11 protein-coding genes and 5 pseudogenes are annotated in these 17591 nt (G+C 47.3%); 5 read left to right on the forward strand and 11 right to left on the reverse strand.

Annotation, left to right across the window (positions count from 1 at the left end; translation table 11 throughout):
• Positions 1–113: 113 nt before the first annotated feature.
• The 5 genes and pseudogenes from ACIDITHRIX25_RS74530 to ACIDITHRIX25_RS74550 form a co-directional block, all read right to left on the reverse strand.
• Entirely contained in the window at positions 114–437 is a 324-nt protein-coding gene (locus tag ACIDITHRIX25_RS74530) for an integrase core domain-containing protein (RefSeq protein WP_502756213.1), read from the reverse strand.
• A 336-nt stretch (positions 438–773) separates the two neighbouring features.
• The gene (locus tag ACIDITHRIX25_RS74535; protein WP_201732800.1) at positions 774–1148 is read right to left on the reverse strand and encodes a DDE-type integrase/transposase/recombinase; all 375 of its coding nucleotides are present in this window, start codon (positions 1146–1148) and stop codon (positions 774–776) included.
• Positions 1122–1214, reverse strand: a pseudogene (locus ACIDITHRIX25_RS74540) (IS3 family transposase); the annotation flags it as partial. The pseudogene ACIDITHRIX25_RS74540 and the gene ACIDITHRIX25_RS74535, both read right to left, overlap by 27 nt.
• Positions 1215–1517: 303 nt before the next feature.
• Positions 1518–1731: pseudogene (locus tag ACIDITHRIX25_RS000000104250) on the reverse strand (transposase); the annotation flags it as partial.
• A 53-nt stretch (positions 1732–1784) separates the two neighbouring features.
• Entirely contained in the window at positions 1785–2216 is a 432-nt protein-coding gene (locus tag ACIDITHRIX25_RS74550; protein WP_201732801.1) for a helix-turn-helix domain-containing protein, read from the reverse strand.
• Positions 2217–2665: 449 nt separating this feature from the next.
• Here ACIDITHRIX25_RS74550 and ACIDITHRIX25_RS74555 point away from each other — a divergent pair, with 449 nt between their 5' ends.
• Positions 2666–3352: a hypothetical protein gene (locus ACIDITHRIX25_RS74555; RefSeq protein ID WP_201732621.1), complete on the forward strand. Its 687-nt coding sequence runs from the start codon at positions 2666–2668 to the stop codon at positions 3350–3352.
• Positions 3353–3429: 77 nt separating this feature from the next.
• On the opposite strand, the gene ACIDITHRIX25_RS74560 is transcribed toward ACIDITHRIX25_RS74555, so the two are convergent.
• The 4 genes and pseudogenes from ACIDITHRIX25_RS74560 to ACIDITHRIX25_RS74575 form a co-directional block, all read right to left on the reverse strand.
• Complete coding sequence (locus ACIDITHRIX25_RS74560) at positions 3430–3816, reverse strand: RNA polymerase sigma factor sigma-70 region 4 domain-containing protein (protein WP_052604386.1); 387 nt, start codon at positions 3814–3816, stop codon at positions 3430–3432.
• A 512-nt stretch (positions 3817–4328) separates the two neighbouring features.
• Positions 4329–5009, reverse strand: a pseudogene (locus tag ACIDITHRIX25_RS000000104255) (TSCPD domain-containing protein); the annotation flags it as partial.
• 175 nt (positions 5010–5184) lie between these two features.
• Positions 5185–6327 carry a group II intron reverse transcriptase/maturase gene (gene ltrA, locus ACIDITHRIX25_RS74570; RefSeq protein WP_249685607.1) on the reverse strand — a complete coding sequence of 381 codons (1143 nt, stop codon included), beginning with the start codon at positions 6325–6327 and terminating at the stop codon, positions 5185–5187.
• A 734-nt stretch (positions 6328–7061) separates the two neighbouring features.
• Positions 7062–8563: pseudogene (locus ACIDITHRIX25_RS74575) on the reverse strand (adenosylcobalamin-dependent ribonucleoside-diphosphate reductase).
• Positions 8564–8645: 82 nt separating this feature from the next.
• Here ACIDITHRIX25_RS74575 and ACIDITHRIX25_RS74585 point away from each other — a divergent pair.
• Entirely contained in the window at positions 8646–8984 is a 339-nt protein-coding gene (locus tag ACIDITHRIX25_RS74585; protein ID WP_052604390.1) for a helix-turn-helix domain-containing protein, read from the forward strand.
• An 891-nt stretch (positions 8985–9875) separates the two neighbouring features.
• On the opposite strand, the gene ACIDITHRIX25_RS000000104260 is transcribed toward ACIDITHRIX25_RS74585, so the two are convergent.
• Positions 9876–10424 carry a DDE-type integrase/transposase/recombinase gene (locus ACIDITHRIX25_RS000000104260; RefSeq protein ID WP_201732955.1) on the reverse strand — a complete coding sequence of 183 codons (549 nt, stop codon included), beginning with the start codon at positions 10422–10424 and terminating at the stop codon, positions 9876–9878.
• A gap of 569 nt (positions 10425–10993) precedes the next feature.
• Positions 10994–12253: an IS1380 family transposase gene (locus ACIDITHRIX25_RS74590; protein ID WP_201732803.1), complete on the reverse strand. Its 1260-nt coding sequence runs from the start codon at positions 12251–12253 to the stop codon at positions 10994–10996.
• A gap of 121 nt (positions 12254–12374) precedes the next feature.
• On the opposite strand from ACIDITHRIX25_RS74590, the pseudogene ACIDITHRIX25_RS74595 reads away from it, so the two are divergent.
• The 3 genes and pseudogenes from ACIDITHRIX25_RS74595 to ACIDITHRIX25_RS74605 all read left to right on the forward strand — a co-directional run.
• Positions 12375–13230, forward strand: a pseudogene (locus ACIDITHRIX25_RS74595) (IS1595 family transposase); the annotation flags it as partial.
• Positions 13231–13475: 245 nt separating this feature from the next.
• Positions 13476–15209, forward strand: coding sequence for an ABC transporter ATP-binding protein (locus ACIDITHRIX25_RS74600; RefSeq protein WP_201732804.1), 1734 nt, complete (start codon positions 13476–13478; stop codon positions 15207–15209).
• A complete protein-coding gene (locus ACIDITHRIX25_RS74605; RefSeq protein ID WP_201732805.1) occupies positions 15206–17146 on the forward strand; it encodes an ABC transporter ATP-binding protein in 1941 nt (646 codons plus the stop codon). Before ACIDITHRIX25_RS74600 ends, ACIDITHRIX25_RS74605 begins: the two co-directional genes overlap by 4 nt.
• Positions 17147–17591: the final 445 nt, after the last annotated feature.

A 17591-nucleotide genomic window follows, 5' to 3' on the forward strand; every position in this document is an offset into this window, starting at 1 on the left:
AAGACCACATACTCAAATAGCTGGGAGAATAGGTTGATTTTCGGAAAGATGGGCTAACAATTGATTCGATGAGTCGACCTGATGGTTATAAAAAGCAGAAAAAGCTAGCTTGGCTATGCCACTTTGTTATCACAAGAGGAACTATGGTGGTTATCTTCAAACTCAACTGGTGGAATCATTCCAATTGAGCCATGGAGCCTTCGATTATTGAACCAGTCGATATAGCCAAGTGTCGCCCACTCAAGTTCATCGACGTCAAAGAAGGGCCCATGAGGATTCACCAACTCTGCCTTATAGATGCCATTTGTCGTCTCAGCCAGGGCATTGTCATAAGAATCGCCTTTGGAACCCACTGAGGCGGTAATGCCGACATCAATTAGGCGTTGGGAATATCTAACAGATAGGTACTGTACTCCGCGATCGGTATTAAACCGAATTCGGTTTAATACCGATTAAGCCGAGGTTTTCATTGAGCCGAGAAATTATAGTTCTACCAGCGTAGTCGTGGCTTACTGAACAATTTCTCGGCTCAATATTTCGGTATTAGTGTGGGCTATGTGGAACCAGAAGTCCATCCTTGGTGAGGATGTTCTCGGCGGGGATATCGTTGCTGAAGTCTTCATCTTCGAGGTGCACTCGGTCCCTAACGGCGTAATGTCGATTCGCGCGGCCTTAGCATCTACATTCTTCCCTTTCGTAAAAACATATAGGCGAGACTGAATATAACGATAATCAGCAGGAACATTAAGCCGAGGAATTAGTCAACAAACCTCTCACGTCCAGGGAAAATTTAGATTCCTCGGCTTAATGAAAACCTCGGCATAATCGCTATGGTGTACAAGGCCTGGCGACACCGCTCTTTGGTGAATAGCCATCTCAAGGGCATCGGTTGCCAAGTTTGCCTTAAGCGATGGCGATACCTTCCATCCTAGGATCGTCCTTGAAAATACGTCTGTAACGAAGGCAACGTAGGCCCAGCCAATCTTTGTCTTGACGTAGGTGATATCCGCCACCCACAAGTTGTTTGGCTCATTAGACGTAAAGTTCCTGTTTACCAGGTCTTTCGGGCGTTCTACGAGCTCATTCGCGACGGTGGTTACGACGTAAGTCTTACCACGTCTCACCCCAGAAATACCGAGCTCAGCCATCAAACGCTCTGTTGTGCAGCGCGCGATGTCGATACCTTCGCGCTTAAGCGCACACCAGAGCTTTCTAAGCCCATATACGAAAGTAGTTGTCCTTGTGAATTTTACTTATCTTCGTCTTGAGAGATTTATCACGAATAGATCTCACTGAGGCAACTCGTGATTTATTAGAGTAATAAGTCGAGGAAGCGAACTGTAAGACCCTACAGATCGGCTGGACTCCCCACTTTTGCTTATTGCAATCTATAAAAGCAATTACTTGCTTCGCTTCGCGCTTTGACCGTCCAACTCGGTCGCAAAGAAAATCGAGGCCGCACGTAAAATCTCATTAGCTCTACGAAGCTCTACGACTTCTCGCTCTAGTTGACGGGTGCGCTCTCTCTCATTGAGTAGTTGTTCCTTTAGTCTCACCGACATCTATCGAAGCCTGACGTACCCAAGTACGTAGCGTCTCGGGCGTCATTTACAGCTTCTGAGCAACAGATTGAATAGCTGCCCACTGTGGGGGATACTCACCTCGATGGTCCGTGACCATTCGTATTGCTCGATCACGAACTTCGGGTGAATACTTCTTTACTCTTGCCATAATGATGACTCCTTAACTGAAAGACTAGGAGTCTCCAAGATTTCCGGGGCGTATCACTGTTTGCCCGGCAGATGGAAGCTGAACTTACTTTCCCGAAACAGAACGTAATAGCTAGTCCTAGAGGCATAGAGAACACCGTATCTGCGCTTGAGTACTGTAGCCAGGATCCGTGTTGACCAAAACGGGGAACTGCTATAGCCGTGGTCATTGGGAGTTGTAGTCGTGAGCATGATTGCCACTTCATCTCTTTGAGACTTTGAGAGAAGTACCGGAGCGTTGTTATGGCGCTTGTCCTTGAATGCCTCAGTGCCAACGCTGCGGAATGACCGTCGAATTCGCTGTACATGCTTGACAGAGAGGCCTGTCCTGTTGAGGGGACTCCCATCTTCAAGGGTGAGAACTGCCAGCGCCCGCTTATATTCGTCGATGTTTTCAGTCTTCGCCATGAATGCTTCAATAGTGGCGAGTTCCTCGGGTGTAAGCATGTCATGAGAAGATTAACACACCTTACAAGAAATTAAAAGGGCTCATTGGAGCATTTCAGAGTGTTATGCGAATAGTCCTCGATTATGGCGATCTCGACTAATTGCACCTGACGGGTCCCCATTTGTTGGTCCAAAATTGATGTGAGTTTTGGATCGGGTTGTTCTACATAATAGCTATTCCAGGAGAGATCCCTAGAGCTTTTTACCATTCAGTAGTAGCTAGCTGTTGAGGCTGTGGGCGGAGATCAATCGATTGTGTTTAAACGCTCCGCGTTTATGCACATTTCAATAATCGCTTGCGAACCGATCGTCCACGATGAAATAACCGTTGCGAGAAACCGCGAAATCAGAGAGTCAAAAACGGCTCAAAATGGCCAATTAACCATCAATCTGAAAGAAGGCAAATGCGTCAACTATCCTGACATTCGCCGTTATGCACTAGTGGTATATTGACCAACCCAAAATTAGCTTTATGGACATACAACGCTGGATGGAATGGCGTTAGCTACAAAAATGTAAATGGGAAACCGACGGTGGTCTACAACGACTCCATATTTGCCCATTCTTCTGATAATCCAGCTCGGTACGTCTTAGATGTACTTTCAAATGCTGCTAGATACAGCAGTGGAACTATATCTGGCTCGTCCAGCATGTCAGTTACAGGACTAGCGCCAGGGGCGAGCGGGAGCGTGAATCAGTTACGTCAACGTAGTGCGCTCTGGATGGCGTTACTCTCTGGGAATAGTTGTCAGTCGGCGCTACACACGTCGTGTTTCGATGCGCTTCCAACAATTATGGGCAACTATGACGGAATCGTAATCCCCTCCGCCCCGTCGCAGATGAAACAAGACCTGATATCCACCTCAAAGCCTCTCGCTGGTGACATCATTCTGTTTGGTAGTTATGTGACCACAACCAATCCGAAGACCCACAAACAGACCACCAGGTTGCAGATCAATAACAACAGCTATGGGGTAATGCTCGATCCAACCACAAACAAGATTGCGTTAGTGGTCGCTGGGACGGCACCATCTTTCCGCTCTGCAATAAATGTCTTGCAAATGCCTTCAGCCCCTAGTGTCGGTGGACAGATAGATTCACAGACAGTTCAATTCATTGGAAGTCCATTTGGGTGAGCTATCAAAATTAAAGTGTTAGACGACATATCTACCATCAATACCGCAATTTTCCTCGTGGACGTGTATCGCGACACCTAGCGAGCTATCAGTTGGTGAACTCTCTGATACGAGATGCCGAGAATATCGCCAATATCCCGTAGAGAAAGGCCCTCATTGGCCAGGTCGTGAGCGAGACTTTCGGCATCGGTCTGCACTTCACGTTCGAGTCGTATTGCAGTCTCTCGGGTAGACCGCAGTCGGGCAGTTCGTTCAGCTACCTCCACCGTCCCAACCTTCCCTATTTCTATGTCAACATTGAAACTATCGGATGGAACGTCTAGAGTGATCGCGATCAGTGAGCTCGCCATTGTTCCGGCTTCGCTGAGACGTCGTGCTTGTGTCAACCCGCCGATCTCGGGGATGCTGACCATCCACCAACGGCCCTCTCTGGCAACTGTTGCTTTGTAGGTGTGTTTGGTCATTTGTTGTCCTATCTATCTGTATGGCAGGTACAACCCGCGATTGCCTTACGCGCATTGTGAACGACACCAGGGGAGATCGTTTTGTGACCGTCCGGGAGTGTGAAATGATGCTGGCCACTGGAGCATCCATACATCGTGTGACTACCGTCGGTCCACAATGCTGTCCATTTGGCTGCTTTGAACTCTTTAACCATTTTGCGAGAGGATTCTTCTGCAACCATATGGTTAGTCTAGCCAACAATACACGTAAAGTCAATCAGGCTAGACATGAATGTTTACCGACTTTACATTCCGAAATAGGCATGTAAGCCCTCTGATTCATCCGCTGTGAGGCTGCCAAGCATATACCGAGAGCGTTAAAGTAAGTAAGTGTTTTTATGTTGTGAAGTTGTGAAGTTGATATGTCAAGTAGGCGTGGCATCACAACCGAATACAACAAGGGTGCCCAGCTTGCGCCGAACACCCTTGAAATGTTGCACCTAATCCTATAATAGTGCAGTCTACCAGGGGTTTTAGGAACACCCCCCTGAGCTGCTGCACCCAGGACAACACCAGCAAGATCCCGTTTTCATCATTGATGTTCCACATTCATAACACAGTGGCGCATCAACGATCCTACTATAAGGATGCTCATCTATGGAAACCTGTTCCTTTAGAGGCGACCCCAAAGCTTTAGCATCGGCGGAATAGTGTCCAAGTCGCATTCTAAGTTCAACTTCCGTGGGATTGCCGTCAAGCTCGGGGAATGAACTACCTACTGAGTCGCCGTTCATAGATGTATATGGAGGCTCAACCATGGTTTGACGTTCCTCTGAGCTATGAATCCCAAGCTCTGAGCGAGTGCCAGAGTCAAGCTAATCAATAGCCACACGCCTGAAGATGCAGTCAACCAAAGACGAGGCAATCCGAAGATCGGGATCGTCAGTCATCCCTGCTGGCTCAAAGCGCATGTTAGTGAACTTGCGAACATAAGTTTCAAGCGGTACACCATGCTGTAGGCCAAGACTTATGGCTATCGAGAAAGCGTCCATGACTCCGGCCGATGTGGAACCCTGCTTGGAAACCTTAGCAAACAACTCACCAGGCCGTCCGTCGTCATACTCCCCTACTGTCACGTATCCTTCTGCTTCACCAACACGGAAAGCATACGTGCGGCTTCTGCGGTGACGAGGAAGGCGACTGCGAACTGGAGAGATTACTTTAGGCTTTGAAAGTTCTTCTTCCAGCCCAGCTACACGGTGGCGCAAAGTTGAGCACTCTGCCTCTGCCTCCGCTGCAAGAGCTTCCCACGTTTCTGTTTCTGATGTCGAGTGGCGGGGAGGAACTTGCCCTCCCCGCTCTCACAGAACCGTGCGTGAACCTCTCAATTCACACGGCTCCTAGCGAACCGACTTTTGGTATTACCCCAAATGACCAGTGAGCCCAAAGATTGGGTTCACGTTCGGCTATTTGAGATAGGTATTTCCAAGCATTTGCTCGTATGCTAAGTCGCCTGTACTTTTTGCGTGCCCATCTAATCAAATAGATATTGATACGTCGGAGGAGTTGGCCTAATCTGGATTTGTAGAAGCGTCCATAGTAGTTGATCCAGCCTAAGATCACCGGGTTGTAAAGCCTGGCGAGTTCGGCTATGGTTTGGCCTGTTTGGAGGTGAATACGAAACCGCCTAAGTTCTCTGCCCATTTCTTCTACCGCTTTATCTGAAGCCGCTGGCAGGAAGTTGTTAAACTGCTGCTTGAACTTATTGCGGGCGTAGCGTGGTGCAAAGGTAAATCCTAGAAAGTCAAAGCGTATTTGTTCGAACTCTCCTTTACGGTTGGAGTCCTTACAATAGACGATTTTGGTCTTTTGTGGATGTAACTCCAACTTGACCTGCGTCATTCTCTGACCTATAGCCTCTAGGATCTCTTCGGCTCGTTTCTTTGTTTCCACATGTACCAAAAGGTCATCCGCGTATCGTTCAAACGGGGCATAGGGTAAGTTCTTTACCATCCATTTGTCAAAAGCGTAATGTAAGAACAGATTCGCCAAAATCGGAGAAATCACCCCGCCTTGGGGTAATCCTTGCTCTCGATCTATTAGTTGTCCATCTTTGTTTTGCATTGGAGCTTTCAACCAACGTTTGATGTAGAGAATTATCCATGGCTCTGATACGTGCATAGAGACAGCTTTTAGCAGCAGTTCATGATCTATTGTGTCGAAGAAGGCCTTGATATCTAGATCAATGACCCAATCGTACTTCCAACATCTCTTGCGTGCTTTTTCAATGGCATCATGGGCTGAGCGATTCGGCCTGTAACCATAGGAGTCTTCGTGGAAGACCTCTTCCAATCTTGGCTCTATGTAGGCTTTAGCTACCCCTTGGGCGATGCGATCTTTGACGGTTGGAATACCTAGGATTCTTTTACCGCCATCTGACTTGTCTATCTCGACATATCTAGTTGCCGCTGGAAAATAACTTCCAGAAGCCATTCGATTCCAGAGTTGGTAGAGATTGTTCTTTAGATCCATCTCAAAGACTGAGATGGACTGCTTATCAATCCCTGGTGCTCGCTTTGTGTCTATTGTGATTGGCTTTTGCCTCTTTGTATGCTTTAAGTACGACGTACTTGTCTTTTGTCAAAAGCTTTTTCTTGTCGTGGTCTTGACATTTGATCCCTCCCCCTCAACTTTTACCTTGAGAAGTTGTTCATTTGCCAATTACAACTAGATCTGCTGTTCACTCCATCCCCTTGGCTCCATCCTCATTACAAGGACTTCGTAGCTACTACGGGATGGTCCGCCCCCAATCCATAGGCATTTGGTACTTTCCCTCTTGTTGATCTGCAACTTGTAGGTTTTTCCTCATCTTTGGGCTTAGCCCATGTGGGCTTAGCCAAGAACGTCTAGGACTGGGTTCTCATGTTCCACATAAACGCCTGATGTTAAGCTCACGCCACCTACACGCCGGATGCCCCCATATAGCCAAGGGGAGCACTAATTGGGTTAGTCTCCAAGTTGTCCCGAAAGTTCGACGTCCCTCGGTTTCGACATCATCCATACCAATTTCGAACGCTTCGTCAGTGGTTTGTTTTCACTCGTCTTCTTAACTCATACCTGAAAGAGTCATTGCTCTAACTTTTCCGTACCGCTTTGGACAACAGTCTTTAGCTAATGCCCCGTACGGTGGTTTGGAATCTCCTCCCAAAAGGCGATCCCGGAGGGCCTACCTCCATCATCTATGTAGCATTGCAGTGTGATTGTTATCAGCTTCTACATGATTTACAACCTCTTTCATTCATGACGCACGTCGTATCTTGAGTTGCTAAATCTTTAGTGCTCGAGAGCGGTTGGCTAACCTTGCAGTTATCACGGTAAAGAACTACGGCCATAAGTCCAAGCTCCCACGCTTCGATGTAGGTTTCCTCGACTTCTTCGACGATTGTTTCCTCTGGAAGATTGGCCGTCTTTGAAATCGCTCCAGAAAGAAATGGCTGAACAGCACTCATCATCTTGATATGGCCGCTCGCTGAAATAGAGTTCTCCCCAACGGCAGTCGCGAAAACCGAACGATGTTCAGGCCGAAGATGCGGCTCTGACGTTAGAGAGCTGCCGTTTACTATTGCCTCGAGAATAGCTTACCGATCAGACTCGCTGTAGCCGAGGCGCACAAGTGCTGATTCGACGCACTGTACAGGGAGGATCATATTTCCACCACCAACCAGTTTCTTGTACGAAACAAGCGAGAAAGCGGGTTCGACTCCAGTGGTACCACAGTCCATCAGGAACGAAATAGTTCCAGTTGGAGCAAGCAGCGTAGCCTGAGCATTGCGAACGCCAGAGGTACGAGCTATCTCTAGGGTGTCATCCCAGATTTGTGTAGCAGATGAGAAAAGTTCCGGCGAAACCAACTTCTCGTCGATCTTCCCCATTGCTTCTCGGTGCATATAAAGTACTTGAAGAACTGATTCGGCGTCGCGTGAGTATCCAGTTAACGGCTCAAGGCGTGCTGCAAGTTCAGCCGAAGTCATAAAAGCAACTCCGGTCATAAGTGCCGTAACAGTCGCTGCAAGCGCCCTTCCGCTGTCTGAGTCATAAGGCAACCCTAAAGTCATAAGAAGCGCTCCAAGGTTTGCATAGCCCAGTCCTAGCTGGCGATAAGACCGAGTGTTCTCAGCTATAGCCTCGGTTGGGTAATCACTGTGATTGATGAGAATATCTTGGGCAGCAAATACCAACCGGCTTACATGAACGAAGGACTCGACATCAAACGAACCATCATCACCCAAAAAAGACAGCAGATTCAGAGATGCAAGGTTGCATGACGAATTATCAAGTGAAAGATATTCTGAACATGGGTTCGACCATTTATCCGTCCAGCTTTTGGCGTAGTGTGCCAGTGATTGATTGTGGTATCGAACTGAAGTCCTGGATCGGCACACTCCCACGCAGCTTGGGCAATCTGACGCATCAGGTCACGAGCACGCATGGTGCGAAGTAATCCACCTGTCTTTACTGCTCTAAGTTCCCAGTTCTTGTCCTCGAGCACAGCTTCCATGAATTCATCAGTTACCCGAACAGAGTTGTTAGCGTCTTGGTACTGGACTGAAAATCCGTCCCTACCATCAACTCCCATATCGAAACCAGCATCCCTGAGCGCCCTAGCTTTGTGCTCTTCTACTGCTTTGCACCAGATAAATTCTTCAATTACTGGATGTGAAGCGTCAAGAATGGCCATCTTCGCAGCTCTTCTAGTTTCCCTAGTCATAAATTCGTTTAATTAAGGAATTAATCCCTATTTGTAGTGTTTTACCTATACAGAGGTACATTTCACTACACTTAGTAGAAAAATGGAAAAGAAGATCGGTCGACCTGCTTACAAGGTTGTTCTTTCAGACAACGATAGAAAGTTCCTAGAGGGTGTAATCCGCAAGACCACCTCTCCACAGTCTCACGTAACTCGTGCCAAGATTGCTCTTGGAGCTGCTGATGGCCTTAGCCACGAAGAGATCGTTGAATTGTCCGGTGTCTCAAGCTTTACTGACTCTAAGTGGAGGAAGAGGTTCTCTCTCTTTGGGGTATCAGTTCTATCTGATGCTCCACGAAGTGGAACCCCAAGAATCCGGAGCCCGCCAAAGAAGTTGTCACTTCCACACAATCTAAGCTACCTCCTTTCGGCTCCCTTTTGATACATTTCCAACCGAACTATTCGTAGGAATAATTGGTACCTCTGCTACTGAATCGAAAGTCTCTGCACCTACCCGATATCCACCTTCGTGGTTTAGATTTGTGCTGCTCCCACCTACAGCGTCGCACCGCTTAGCACGTATCTCGATTTGTTCGACGCTATGGGCCCGTTGGGGAGTTTCAAACCATTACGAAGGGGTGTCTCAACTGCACAATTCACACTCACTTGGGCTCAAATCGCAACCCCCGTCACACCCAAAGAATTAGGGACCTCGTGTACCGGTGAATGTCAGGATAGTTGACGCATTTGCCTGCTTTCAGATTAATGGCCATTTGGCCATTTTGAGCCGTTTTAGTCTCTCTGATTTCGCGGTTTCTCGCAACGATTATTTCATCGTGGATGATCACTTCGCAAGCGATTATTGAAATGTGCATAAACGCGGAGCGTTTAAACACAATTCAACAATCTTTGACCGCTTTCACCAACAGTTTTCTTCTGCTGCTACTACCAACTAAGTCAAATAGTCATTGAAGATACTTTAGAACTAGCAGGCAAACTTTGACTAACGACCGATCTATCTCGCGGTGGTGTGGTCCATGTTCTCGCCAGGTGAGGCTCCAATCTCTCACTTTGGAGTTGACCCACCTCTTTGGATTGAGTTCCTTTGTTCTCTTGTAGAGCTCGGCTCGCTTTGAGAGTACCTCCATATGGTTACCTTCGTGGACATCGTGTGGAGTGACGAACTTTAGAGCACTATGGCGGTGGTGGTAGTTGTACTAACTGACAAACTTCTCCACCCAGATCCGACTATCTGCAAGGCTTTCAAATCCTTGAATAAGGATAACCTGGCCAGTACTTGGTTGTACGAAAGAGCGCCTCGATGTGAGGGTTGTCATCTGATATTGAAAGGTCGTGAGTTAGAGGTGGTGATTCCCATCTTGTAACAAAGCTCCAGTAGAGATGATCCTTTCATCGGTGAGCCGTTGTCACTATGTAATATCTTTGGAGCTCTTCCTCCTTCTAGGAGGGTTGCTCTTCTTACTACGTCGCTAAGTTGCTGAGACGATTCGCATCCATACACTTCGTAACCAACTATCTTTCTTGAATATAGATCCATTACGAAGTACAGGTAGTAGTAGATACCACTAGCTGGTCCACGGAGCCAAGAGATGTCCGTGACCCAAATTTCAAGTGGACAAGTCGCTAGGTGACTAGGTGTACCACGCTTGACTTGCTTTTTAGCTCTACCCCTGTGGTTGTTTTGCTTGTTATCTCGAAGAATACGATAAAAGGTAGATTCTGATCCGAGATATATACCCTTATCAGCTAAAGATGGAACTACTTGACTTGGTGGAAGTGATGAGTACTCCTCTTTGTGGAGCGTATCTAATATCTCTTGACGTTCTGATTCATCAAGGGCAAAGCTTGGTTTAGCCTTAATGACAAAGGGACGCTTGTCATGGGTATTCGCACCTTCAGCCTTGGAACCTCTGGTAACTGCGTAGTGACAGACCGAGTTCCTTAACCGCTAGTCGTAATCTAGCTCCAGCATTATGAGCTTCATCAATAAGTTCTACTGCGAGTAGGCGATCTGAGGGAGGAGATCATTGTAACCCCTTTGTCCCTCGCCAGAATAGCCTCGGCTTTTCCTTAGCCTGAATCCACAGAATTGGACCAGCTTGAGCCCTTCGGTGTGACTCTGAGTCGGTTTTTCGGAACTGATTTAGGTTTGACGGAGCGTCTATGACTCGTAACTGGTTTCAGAGTGCCAAATATGACCCATTCGCTTTGTGATTGAGCCTGTTTGGTCATTTTTGAGATTCTGAAATCTCATTTTGGCCATAGTGACCTAATCCCTTGTCTTCTAGAGCAGTTGTTTCAAGTAATATTCAGTGTGTTAGGTAACCAGATCTTCAGGTGATGGCGATCTCAAACTTTCTGATCCGATCAAGAGCCTCTAAGAACTTATCCTTATAGTGCCAGTGTTCTTCAAGATGCAGTATTACTTTTCTAGCTGAACGAGTGATATGTCCTGCGATCTGAAAGTAACACCGTCGAAGCTTTGGTGTGGTTATTACAGTTTCTGCAATAGCACCTATTTGTGCAGTTGCACCGCGCCAGGTTGTGTGCAGTTACACCAATAACTAACCAGACCAGAGCTAACCAGACCAGAGCCAACCAAACGGCATTAGCGTTCATGTATCTGGATGGAACATGATTCCACCTAGAACCTCCTTTGAGATCCTTGATGACTAGTTCGATCTGGGCATGTGCTCGGTGATCAGCCTCAAGGAAAAGCGTTTCGCCTTGTCGATCGGTAATAAATGCGTGATAGTCATAGTCTCTAAATAGTGCCAGCTGAGACCCTGGAGTAGGCTTTGTTCTTCCTACGATAAGACGAACGTCTTGTCTATCTTTTGCAAATGCGCGATATTTGACTTCTGCTACATCAGCTCCACCTTCAAGCCAGTAGGGAATTGAAGTCCAGGCATCCTCTTGGATATCGGAGATGATACCTTTTAGTCTCTTGGACATCCGTGTTGTAATGCAAAAGCGAACATCACCCGCACTAGCTGCGTCTCTAACGGCTCTTGAGTAGAACCCAGAGTCAAAACGCATGGTTATTTCACCAGTTGCTCCAGCGGCTCTGGCATTGTTGATTACCTGAGTTACAAACTCCCCGGCACCACGAGCGGTATTGGCGTTGCCTTCACGTGTCACTATTCCAAGAATGTCACCTGTTTTACCAACTGCTGCTAGGTGTGGGTGATACCCCCTTACTTTGGTATAACCAAAGTAAGCTCCTTCTTTTTTGTTTCCATATACCTGACATATCGTGGAATCAACATCAATGGTGAGCGGCTCATCACCTGGACCTGCTCCAGCTAGCCAGGCTCGTTTTAGCAACAAAGCTGCAACTCGTTCAACATCTGCGATGTCACTGGTCTCAAAACTACGCAAGAAGACACCAAGAGTGGATGGTGCTGGCATTATCTGACCAAGGATAACTTGCGCATTTGGGCTTTCAAGGATTGCAGTGTCATCAATGCAATCACCACCGGCCAAAATGGAGGCCACGATAGCCATAGCTTTTCTGCCAACATTTGCTCGTCCAGGACGATCCTCTAGGTCAATGTGTAAATCAAAGAGATCCCTAAGGCCAAGTCTCTCAGCAAGGGTGATAGGGAGTATTAACCCACTGTTGGAAACTGCGTTCGAATCGTCAAAGGTGACTATCAAACACTCTAAAGCACTAGCAGATGCTCGCATCTAAAAGGTGCTCCTTGAACTGATAGATTTGAATTGTGTTCAAACATCATTCTACCAGTTCAGAGCACCTTTTCTATGTCTAAATCAAAGTTGAGCGGCTAAATTTTCGGTGGATCCAGGCTTAGTCAGGGCAAATCATTTCAAGAAATGCAGCATCTCGAGCTCCACTTTTTCAATGTAAATCTTTTCACCGTCAAACTAGCGTTACCTCCGGAACCATCTTTCATCGAAGTCATATCTCTTTTTCCGAGTGGTTTTCTGCTATCTATCTATTGTCCAACGACAAGCGTGGTCTTTCGGCTACTACCCCCTAGCCATCAGAGCCCTTGCTAAATTCGTTCAAGTATCTTATTCGACTGGCTGGTTGATGCTAAATAAGCTACCTAAGGCAATGGCTGAGCGCAATGGCTGACCGAAATGGTTTATACAAACTTGGAGAAAGCGTCCAGATAGATGAGTTCTTTTTAGGTGGTGAGAGCCATGGCGAAGGCTAAAGAGGAAAGGGAACAAAACAAACCAATGTTCTAATGGGAGTATCGATTAGCAATGGTGCTCCTACTCATTGCTTCATGGAAGTAATCAAAGATACCACTGCTAAATCACCCAAAGATGTTTTTGTGAGATGTTTAGATTCCGACACCAAGCTGATAAGTAATGGTGACCCAAGTTACGGGGTATGTGCTGCAAGACCTTGGACTAGCGCATTGGTTCACTTTATCCAAAGACAAACAAGCACACGTAACATTCAAATGGCTCAAGATCCTAAATTGGAAACTGCAAGAAATTTATCGACGGAACATACCACGGAGATGAGGAACATAAGCAACTTATGTCTCGAGGAATTCGCATACCGATTCAACGCAAGGCACTTTGAAATGTCATTGGTAGAGCGACTTCTCAATACATGTGTGTTTGCGTCTCCACATCCGCTACTCCGCGAATCTGACTCCAAAATGGCTCTTGCCTACGAAACTTGATAAGTATGTTATCAAATGCCGCCACTGTCTCGTCAATGTCTCAAAACCACACTTACACCGGCCTAATTTGGCTCATGGGCGTGAAGCAGTGAGAGACGAGGTGGATTAATCCATAAGGCAAATCCCATTGGAACCTTTAGTAATACCACACAGACTACGATAGCGTAGTAGAAGTTACAGTTCTAAAATATAAAGTTGATTCAATTGCTCCTGTGAGTGATACCCAATACGAATAAACAGGTCAGATGTTAATTAAGATTCTTCGGCGCGCCGTGCCGCCTTATAAACGCGCTATAGCAATAGTTATAAGTCTCATTGTGATCCAGACCATCGGCAACCTCTACCTGCCAAATCTAAATGCTAACCTAATCAACAATGGCGTAATCACCGGCAATTTGAACTACATCATCAAGAGTGGGATTGAGATGATAGTAATCACCCTCGCCCTCGGTGCAATCTCTGTGGTGGCCGTCTATTTCGCCTCTCGAACCGCAATGGGAATCGGGCGCGATTTGAGAGCTATGGTCTTTTCTAAAGTCCAATCGTTCTCACAATATGACATGACCCTCTTTTCTACCGCATCATTGATCACCATGAATACCAACGATATTCAACAGATTCAACTCTTTGGACAGGTTGCCTTGACCATGATGGTAATGGCACCAGTTATGGCAGTCGGTGGGGTAATAATGGCGCTCAGAGAGAACGCCAAGCTCTCTTTAGTGATCGTCGTCGTCGTACCATTGATGGCATTAGTTCTCTATACCATGATCAAATTGGTCGTACCACTCTTTCAGTCGATCCAGGCCAAGATCGACCGTATCAATCAAGTCCTACGTGAGCAGATCACTGGTATTCGAGTTGTACGCGCATTTCTCCAGACCGAGACGGAGAAAGACCGATTCGAAGTTGCAAATGTTACCCTTACCGAAACCTCAATCAAGGTCAACCGCATCTTCGCCATCGCGATGCCAACTCTTATGGCCATTCTGAACCTCTCATCCGTCGCGGTGGTTTGGTTTGGCGGCCACCTTATCTCCAGCGGATCTATGCCAGTTGGAAATCTCGTAGCCTTTATCACATATATCACCCAGATCTTCTTTTCAGTTATGATTGCGGTCTTTGTGGTTTCACTCCTACCGCGAGCGATCGCATGCTCTGAACGAATCGAGGGCGTTCTAAATACCACACCGTCGATTCAAGAACCACAAAATCCCATGGCTCCAACTACAATTACAAAAGCCATCACCTTTGAAGAGGTGAGTTTTGGATACAGTGGCAGCGAAGAACCCATTCTGAAAGATATCTCGCTGAAGATCCTCGGCAATCAAACGACAGCAATTATTGGTGGCACTGGATCCGGAAAGACAACACTACTCAATCTGATCCCAAGATTCTATGACCCAACAGCAGGTAGGGTCATGGTCAACGAAGTTGACGTTTCATTGCAAGATCTTGAGACGCTATGGAAAGAGATCTCAATCGTCCCCCAATCTGCATTTTTATTCAGAGGTACAATCGCCGACAATCTACGCTTCGGAAATCAAGATGCCAGCGATCAAGAACTCTACAAAGCGCTAGAGATCGCCCAAGGCCTTGACTTTGTTAGGGCTATGGCCGGAGGGTTAGAGGCTAAGATCGACCAGGGCGGTACCAACGTCTCAGGAGGACAGCGCCAGCGCCTAGCAATAGCCCGAGCACTGGTGAAAACCTCGCCAATCTACCTCTTTGACGACTGTTTTTCAGCACTCGACGCTACCACCGATGCCAATCTTAGAGCGGCCCTAAAGCGTGAGCTTAGTGATGTCACCGTGGTGATTGTCGCCCAACGGGTAAGTACGATCATGCATGCCGACCAGATCATCGTTTTAGACGAAGGTAGAGTCGCCGGCATAGGGAACCACGAAGAGCTCCTCGCTACTTGTCAGGAATACCAGCAGATCGTCGAATCTCAACTAAATCAAGGAGCCCTCAAATGATGCGAGGTGGTCCACAAAACGCCAGACTTCCCATAGGAAAATCGAAAAATACCAAGGCGACAGCAAAGGCGATGGTCAAACGCTTCAATCCAGAGGCGCATTTTTTAATAGCGGCCCTGATCATTGGTTCGTTTGCAGTCGCCTTCTCGGTGGTTGGCCCTAAATTGCTAGGCGACAGCATTAACGTCATCTTCAATGGAATTGTCGCATCCAACTCCAAGGTCAAAGCCTTGATGTCTCTTTGTCATCAAAACCAGGCCTGTGTCACCCACTATCTAGTAACCCACGGCCAAGCTCATCTAGCTTCAATGCTCTCGGGTATGGCTTTGAGCTCCAATGGCGGCGTCAACTTCCACCAATTACTTACCCTCTCAGGCGAGACCGCTGGTGCCTATGTTTTAGGTTCCGTTCTCAGCTGGATGCAGGGCTTTATCATGGCTGGGGTAGCACAGCGAACGGTAAAAACCATGAGAAGTGACGTAGAGAATAAGCTTGCCAAGCTTCCTCTCTCCTACTTTGACACACATCCCCATGGCGACATTCTCTCTCGGGTCACAAACGATATAGACAACATCTCCACAGTGATCCAACAGGGGCTTAGCCAGCTCTTGACGTCGATTTTGACGATCATAGGAGTCTTGGTGATGATGTTTTGGATCTCCCCCATCCTCGCAGTTGTCTCTTTAATCACGGTACCTTTGGCAATCTTTGGCGCAGGTCAGATTGCAAAGAGGTCACAAAAGCAATTTACCTCACAATGGAAGGAGACCGGCGCTCTAAATGGTCACGTCGAAGAGATGCATACCGGCCACAACTTGGTTAGAACCTTTGGCCGATCTAAGGCCTCAATGAACACCTTCAACTCCATGAATGAGAGGATGTACATTGCAAGTTTCAAGGCCCAATTCCTCTCTGGGATAATACAACCGATGATGCAGTTCTTCTCGAACCTCAACTATGTGACCATCGCTGTAATAGGTGGATATCGAGTAGCAACTGGCGCTATGTCGTTTGGAAACGTCGTCGCCTTTACACAATATGCACGACAATTTACCCAACCAATGACCCAGATAGCCAGTCAGATGAACCTTCTCCAGTCTGGCCTTGCATCAGCTGAACGGGTATTTGAACTTTTAGACGCTCCTCAAGAGGTCGAACTAAAAGATCTAACAACTCTCAACTCGACCATAGCCGGCCATATCAAGATGGATAACGTCTCATTTTGCTACGCAGTCGACAAGCCGCTGATCGACTCCTTTAGCCTCGAGGTTCTACCTGGGCAGACTGTGGCGATCGTTGGCCCTACCGGAGCCGGAAAGACAACTATAGTCAACCTCCTGATGCGCTTTTATGAGATAAATTCGGGATCGATCACCCTAGACGGGATGGACTACTCCAGCCTTTCGAGGGAGAGCGTTAGAAGTTCCTTCGGGATGGTCCTACAAGATACCTGGCTCTTTGGCGGGACAATTTGGGAAAATATTGCTTATGGCCGACAGGGTGCGAGCCACCAAGAGATCGAAGAAGCTGCAAAAGCTGCATTTGCCGATCGATTCATTCGTACTCTAAACCACGGTTATGATACACACCTAGACGGGGAGGCCTCGGGCCTCTCCGAGGGACAAAAGCAACTCCTTACGATAGCCCGAGCCTTCTTGGCAAAGCCAACGGTTTTGATCCTTGACGAAGCAACCAGTAGCGTAGATAGCCGAACAGAAGTACTTATACAAGACGCAATGGCTCGACTGCGCCAGGGACGCACAAGCTTCGTGATAGCTCATCGTCTATCAACGATTAGAAACGCAGACATAATTTTAGTGATGGAATCTGGCCGCATTGTCGAAAAGGGTCACCACGAAGAGTTGATCGCATTGCGCGGCGCGTACTTCCGCCTCTACAATAGCCAGTTCACCGAGGCATCAGTCGTTGACATTTAGCCGCCTTGGATGCCTCAAACTCTGATAACTCATGGCGTGGCTAACTAGATTTATAAAAAGCTAATGGAGACCGAGCTTGCTGGCAAAAGCAAAGACAGCGATCTTTGCTACCCTCCAACCAGAGTCCACATATAGGCTCCGGTCGTCCATTGTGGTAGTTATTGGTGAAACGACTACATCGAGTTCGATGCTAGAACCAGACTGACTCGCCCACTAGAGTCGCCCACTAGAGGTGTCAGTGGCATCACGGTCTTCTTTTGCCAAACGGTACTCTTTTGCTATTGCGACGTCGCCGCTGGATCAACTCATCGCCAGGAGCAAGAGCCTCAAAACACACCATCAATCTCACTCTTTCGCCTTGATAAGAGGCCCTACAAAGCGAAATCCAACCTACCAAGATGTCAAAGACCCTTAGTGGTCACTCCTAGTCCGCGTTCTGGGTCAC

Source organism: Acidithrix sp. C25 (genome assembly GCF_904848545.2).

Excerpts from the sequence above, each read along its gene's own strand:
- ACIDITHRIX25_RS74535 (WP_201732800.1), bottom strand. The coding sequence starts at position 1,148 with ATGGCTGAGCTCGGTATTTCTGGGGTGAGACGTGGTAAGACTTACGTC.
- ACIDITHRIX25_RS74560 (WP_052604386.1), bottom strand. The coding sequence starts at position 3,816 with ATGACCAAACACACCTACAAAGCAACAGTTGCCAGAGAGGGCCGTTGG.
- ltrA (WP_249685607.1), bottom strand. The coding sequence starts at position 6,327 with ATGGATCTAAAGAACAATCTCTACCAACTCTGGAATCGAATGGCTTCT.
- ACIDITHRIX25_RS74585 (WP_052604390.1), top strand. The coding sequence starts at position 8,646 with ATGGAAAAGAAGATCGGTCGACCTGCTTACAAGGTTGTTCTTTCAGAC.
- ACIDITHRIX25_RS74600 (WP_201732804.1), top strand. The coding sequence starts at position 13,476 with ATGTTAATTAAGATTCTTCGGCGCGCCGTGCCGCCTTATAAACGCGCT.
- ACIDITHRIX25_RS74590 (WP_201732803.1), bottom strand. The coding sequence starts at position 12,253 with ATGCGAGCATCTGCTAGTGCTTTAGAGTGTTTGATAGTCACCTTTGAC.
- ACIDITHRIX25_RS74550 (WP_201732801.1), bottom strand. The coding sequence starts at position 2,216 with ATGCTTACACCCGAGGAACTCGCCACTATTGAAGCATTCATGGCGAAG.
- ACIDITHRIX25_RS74605 (WP_201732805.1), top strand. The coding sequence starts at position 15,206 with ATGATGCGAGGTGGTCCACAAAACGCCAGACTTCCCATAGGAAAATCG.